Below are 5,613 nucleotides of genomic sequence, written 5' to 3' on the forward strand. Positions count from 1 at the left end.
GATGGAGTCATAAGTTGCTTTCTCCAGTTTGCGACTGGAGAAGACACCTGTTGCATATCCATAGAACAATAACGACAGCATGAGGGATGGATGCCAGGCTTTAGAACCCCTTCCTTTATAGGCGCTGATCAAAGGTGTGAGGTCTAGCTGCTCAACCACCTCTACAACAAAGCGAGCAAGATGCACCTCTGGCAGATAATCCWGAACAGTGGCAGGAAAAAAGTCAGGGATGTCTCGGTCAATGGGTCTGAAAGTCCATTTGTTCATTGGCTGGCTGTCTTTTACGATCTTGCGGGTATTATACTCAAAAGTTGTTCTAAGTCCGACAGGCTCCTAGAAACCGCTGTAATGAGCGCCGACCTATTTTTCCTAACACAACGCTGTCAACGTTGAGCTCAGTCAGTTGTGCTTGAAGTGCCTTTTGAAGATGGCAACCTCGAGGTTTAAGGGCTGTGACTGCAAGCTCAGTTATTAAATGCCCATCATCGTTATAGACCATGAAGCCTGTAGACTGTTTAAAATGACCTGAAATTTGGTGGTTTGGTGTTACTGCGATTGCCAATGCCATGACAAATACCTCTTATTGAGTAGTGTGATCAACGTTTTGGTTGTCAGAACTTAATTCCAGGGCAAACCCGTTAATCAGTGCACTCGCTACCTTTTGCCTTCCCGCTGCAACAATATTTCCCAACGTTTGTCGGGATACGCCAAGTTCATTGGCAGCATCCTGATGACTAAGCCCATCCATATCCACCAGTTTTAATGCCTCCAGCTCATCGTCTGCCAGTGATATGACGGATAGTTCCCCCATCGCAACACCGTTAGGCTTGAAGCAGCTGAATGCAGGGCGGCAAGAAATTCGCCGCTCTTTTCTTGGTCTGGCCATAATGAAAATAAAGATAATGAAAATAAAGATAATGAGTGTGGGGAATATATTATTGGCATATGCCAGTAATGGTGTTGATCTATGACAAGGCTTTTAGAAGTATAGTGCTCTGCACTTTAGTTATTTCAGGCTTGGTACAGAGGATGGTTTTTATCAATTCAATGACTAATAAAGGTCATTGGGTGTGTAATTCGGTGTGAAACATATAGATTAGAACTGATCCTGGCAAATACCAGGATCAGCAGTTGTGATACTACGCTTCAGGAATAACCTTCAAAGTTGCTACCAGAAGATCCCAGAAACGGGCGACGCTTTGGATATGCACTTTCTCATCCGGAGAATGAGGGAAGCGGATGGTTGGGCCGAAGGAGATCATATCCCACTCGGGGTATTTGCTGCCCAGCAGGCCGCATTCCAAACCGGCATGAACCACTTGAACTCCGGCTTCTTTATCAAACAGGTCCAGATATACCTGCTTCATGGTTGCCAGAATCGGTGAATTGGCATTTGGCTTCCAGCCCAGGTAACTATCAGAAAAGACCACTTCAGCACCCAATAGCTTGAACAGGCCAGCTACTGAATCATTAATGGCGTCATTGCAGCTTCCTACCAGGCTTCTTGGCAGAATATGAACAAAGATTTGTCCTTCACGGATATTCAGCACGCCGATGTTCAGCGAAGTTTCCACAACGCCCTCAATGGAATCACTCATTCGTTGAGCGCCATTAGGGCAGGCATTGATTGCGGCAATCCAGTTGTTTTGAGCGGGGAGCGACATCAGTTCACTGGTTGGCTCAGCATCAGCCATGATGATGGACAGGTTAGACTCAACTTCTGCAAGCTCTGCAGTGATGTCGCTGTTGATCAGATCAACAATCTTTTCACAGGCAGCCAAAGAGGTTGCGGGAATTCCAATAACCGCTGAAGCTTCTCTCGGAATGGCGTTGGCAAGGGAGCCGCCAGTCAGGCTGGCAATACGAATACCTTCGGCTTCCAGGCGCTGAATAATACGCGCCAACAGCTTAATCGCGTTACCGCGACCAAGGTGAATATCGCAGCCGGAGTGACCGCCTTTTAATCCGGAAATGGTAAGAGTCTTAAATACTGATCCATTATCAACTTCTTCTGTCGTGTATTTGCCCTTCACTTCGACACGGGTTCCGCCGGCGCAGCCGATGTAAAGCTCGCCTTCATCCTCTGTGTCGAGGTTCAGCAGGATTTTCCCTTGCAGCGTATTAGGTTCAAGACCCTGCGCTCCGATCATGCCGGTTTCTTCCGTTGCCGTGAACAGCGCTTCAATCGGGCCGTGTTGAAGGTCTTTGGATTCCAGAACGGCCAGAGCGGCGGCCATGCCCATGCCGTTGTCTGCGCCGAGTGTGGTGCCTTCTGCGGTTACCCAGTCGCCATCGATATAGGCTTTGATTGGGTCTGTGGTGAAGTCATGAACTGTATCGCTATTTTTCTGAGGCACCATGTCCATGTGACCCTGAAGTACGACACCGACACGGTTTTCCATTCCGGCAGTGGCTGGCTTGCGAATGATGACGTTCCCTGCAGAGTCGGTCTGACATTCCAAGTTGTGCGCTTTAGCAAAACCGATCAGGTGCTCGCGGATTTCATCTTCGTGAAAAGAAGGGTGTGGGATGTCGCAAATCGCTGCAAAGTGCTGCCATAGAGCATGGGGCTGCAGTTCATGGATAGCGCTCATTAAAGACTCCAGTGCTAGTTATGTTGACTGCTATATTGGTTGTTTTTTGATAGCTGAGAGGAGCAATAGTGGGGATATTGGCACAAAACATCAATGCCGTTTTTGGCTCGTATTGCTCTGGGTCATGAATTTATCAGAAAGGTGAAAATCAGTTTGAGCTTCATGAATACACTCATGAAGCCCAAACGAGAGTCGTTTGATGAACTACTTACTTCTCCAGATCAAACCCCGAGGATGCCGCTAAACTCCAGAAACCTCGTTCCCATGCTTTGCGTGGGAACCCATACTTCTAACCCATTGTAATTAAAGGCTATGCATTCCCACGCAAAGCATGGGAACGAGATGTTTGGGGTTTTGCGACACCCTTTCTCCGCATGGGAACCAGGGCTTTCGCGGCAACCTCACCCGGCGAGTTATGCTTGCGGAGGTGTGCCTTCGGCATTTGAGATCACCGCGTCGATCTGAACTAGTGCGCTCATAGGGATATCGGAAACACCGAAAACCGTCCTTGCCGGAAGATCACCATTGAAGAAGGTTTTATACACTTCACTTACTACGTCAACATCATCAATATTTTTCAGCTGGATGTTGATTTTCACCATATCATCCATCACATGACCAATGCTTTCTACAATCACCTTGAGGTTTTGCAGACACTGTTCAGCCTGTGCTTTTACATCGCCTTTGACGATCTCGCTGGTTGTCGGATCAACAGGCAGCTGTGCAGAAATATGGTTGTAGTGAGAGAAGGCGACGGTTTGTGTGTATAACGCCGAGGTTGGAGCATCATTGGTGTTACGTGCCTTGATGATTATACCATGACGATCTTCAACGGCCTGTGGCGGTGTACCGTCGCCGTGGGAAACGACGGCATCGATTTGAACCAGAGCATCCATCGGTAAGCCAGAAGTAACCACAACAGAGCGTGCAGGAACATAACCTACGGCTCTGGCGATGGCAGAATCCGGGAAGAAGGTTTTGAAAACGTCATTGACGGCGTCAACATCTGCAGCGTTACGAACGAAAATGCCCAACTTCACGATATCGTCGAAAGGCACGTCAATGCTTTCCAAAATGGCCTTGATGTTTTTCAGGCACTGCTTGGTCTGTTGCTTAATGCCCCCCATGACTTTATTGCCGGTGGTGGGGTCGATCGGTAATTGCGCACCAATGTTGTTGTAATGGGAAAAAGCGACGGTTTGCGTAGAGAAAGGGCTTTGAGGCGCATTCGGCGTATTACCAGCAACTTTGACAAGATCGCAAGGCGCTTGTGGGTGAGTGCCTTCACCGTTGGAAATCAGTGCATCCATTTGTACGCGAGCACCTTGCATTGGCAGAGCGGCAACGGCTAATGAAGTTCTTACCGGAGGATAGCCCTGAAAGAAGGTGGCATACACTTCATCGATTGCGGCAAGTTCAGTAATGTTAATTGCATAAATATTGATTTTGACCACGTCGGACATAATATGACCAACGCTTTCAACAATCGCTTTAATATTATCCAGACATTGTTTCGCCTGTTCTTTAATATCAGCAGAAATGATTTCGCCGGTGACAGGGTTTACAGGTAACTGAGCTGAAATGTTGTTGTAATGGGAAAATGCCACAGACTGGGTAGAAAAGGCATTTAATGGTGCTTTTTCTGTGTTTCTGGAATGCTTGATGATTTTGCCGCTCATACCGATATTCTCCTGTTTTAGATAATTCTGGTCGGTGAAATCTCATCGCAGGTGAAAAGTCTCTGGTTCTAATTAAGGTCGATACGATGAGAACTTATGTTCTAATCCTGAGATGAATATGAGTCAAGAATACAGCGGTGGTTCTTATTTTTATCAAAAACAATATTGATGTTTGTCATCGAGTATCAACAATTTGTTGAAATCCACCATTGTTAAATGGGTTTTTTTATTGTGGGGGATGAAAAGTTGTCTATTTAAAAGCTGTCATCTCGAAATGTAAGTGGTGCATGCTTTCTTCTTTTTGAATTTTTATTCAATAAACGATTGAATTTACCAATGGGCGGTAAAAAACCAGACAGTTTTGACCAGCTGATTAATAAATTCATTGTATCTTTTCTACGGGTGCTGAATTCTAGGAGGCTGACCGAGAATAGCCCGGTTAGCTCTCCTAAAACCAGCTCAACCTGAAAGCGCTCAAATAATGATCAGCATTTAGACCTTAATTTTCCACTTTACTCATATTCAGGCCTTTTTAAGGCATTTATGCTGCATTTTTAACCTTTTTCAAATCATCAAGACGGATTAACCCCGTTGATGCTACTTTCACCATTTTTTTTCATGTTATGCGCCGAACATACCAGCGAAAACTCTGCCGCTACTTTCTCTTTACCTCTCAGACTAAAGCTCTTGAAACCAGAATTTTTTATCTGACCAAACGGTGGCTCAGCGATGACTTTACGATGTGCGTATATTGCCTTTGCTTCAGTGGTTTCCATTTTCTTGTTCATGGCTTGGCGTATGGCCTCGAACTTATCCGTACGGATAACTCTGCCCGCCTCCTTTTTTGAACCACTGCACCTCGAGCGGTAAGAGCACTCCCTGCAGACATCTTTACTGGCTCGATAACTTTTTCGTTTGGCTTTGCTGTTCGGGTTCGTTATTAACTGTTGATTGGCTGGACAGAGAAATTCATCCGCTTCAGCGTCATAGATAAAATCCGCTTTGACAAACTTTCGATCAGACGCCTCAAGCCCTTCASTAGCTGACTTTTCTGCTCTATCCGTCGCTATATAACCATCAATATTGCGCTGCTCCACGGCATGTAGATTCGGGCCAGAAAAATAGCCATTATCCATACTCATTTTATCCACAGCAGCGCCGTCAGTCGCGTCGGCCAGAGCATCTAATGCGGGTTCCACTTCCTGAATGTCATTGGCTTGCTGGCTGACATGMTGGCCAACAATAATCTGGTTATCAGCATCGACACTGATTTGAGGGTTGTAGCTGTATTCACAGTAGCCTTTCTTGCTCATCATCCGGGCATCATGATCAGCAAAGCT

At 46.2% G+C, this 5,613-nt stretch carries 6 protein-coding genes; all 6 read right to left on the reverse strand.

Features of this window, described 5'->3' with window-relative positions:
- Positions 1 to 267, reverse strand: a 267-nt coding sequence (locus tag AKL11_RS11830; protein ID WP_172807279.1) for a transposase, incomplete at its 3' end; no start/stop codon positions are given.
- Positions 268 to 316: 49 nt separating this feature from the next.
- A complete protein-coding gene (locus AKL11_RS26630) occupies positions 317 to 568 on the reverse strand; it encodes a NifB/NifX family molybdenum-iron cluster-binding protein (RefSeq protein WP_067517638.1) in 252 nt (83 codons plus the stop codon).
- Positions 569 to 580: 12 nt separating this feature from the next.
- Positions 581 to 886 carry a DUF134 domain-containing protein gene (locus tag AKL11_RS11840; protein WP_067517640.1) on the reverse strand — a complete coding sequence of 102 codons (306 nt, stop codon included), beginning with the start codon at positions 884 to 886 and terminating at the stop codon, positions 581 to 583.
- A 253-nt stretch (positions 887 to 1,139) separates the two neighbouring features.
- Positions 1,140 to 2,594: an aminoacyl-histidine dipeptidase gene (locus tag AKL11_RS11845; protein ID WP_067517642.1), complete on the reverse strand. Its 1,455-nt coding sequence runs from the start codon at positions 2,592 to 2,594 to the stop codon at positions 1,140 to 1,142.
- 413 nt (positions 2,595 to 3,007) lie between these two features.
- A complete protein-coding gene (locus tag AKL11_RS11850) occupies positions 3,008 to 4,273 on the reverse strand; it encodes a RidA family protein (RefSeq protein ID WP_067517644.1) in 1,266 nt (421 codons plus the stop codon).
- Positions 4,274 to 4,845: 572 nt separating this feature from the next.
- Positions 4,846 to 5,613: transposase (locus AKL11_RS11855; RefSeq protein ID WP_157673570.1), on the reverse strand; the 768-nt coding region annotated here is incomplete at its 5' end.

The organism is Endozoicomonas ascidiicola (genome assembly GCF_001646945.1).
Classification (GTDB): Bacteria; Pseudomonadota; Gammaproteobacteria; order Pseudomonadales; family Endozoicomonadaceae; genus Endozoicomonas; species Endozoicomonas ascidiicola.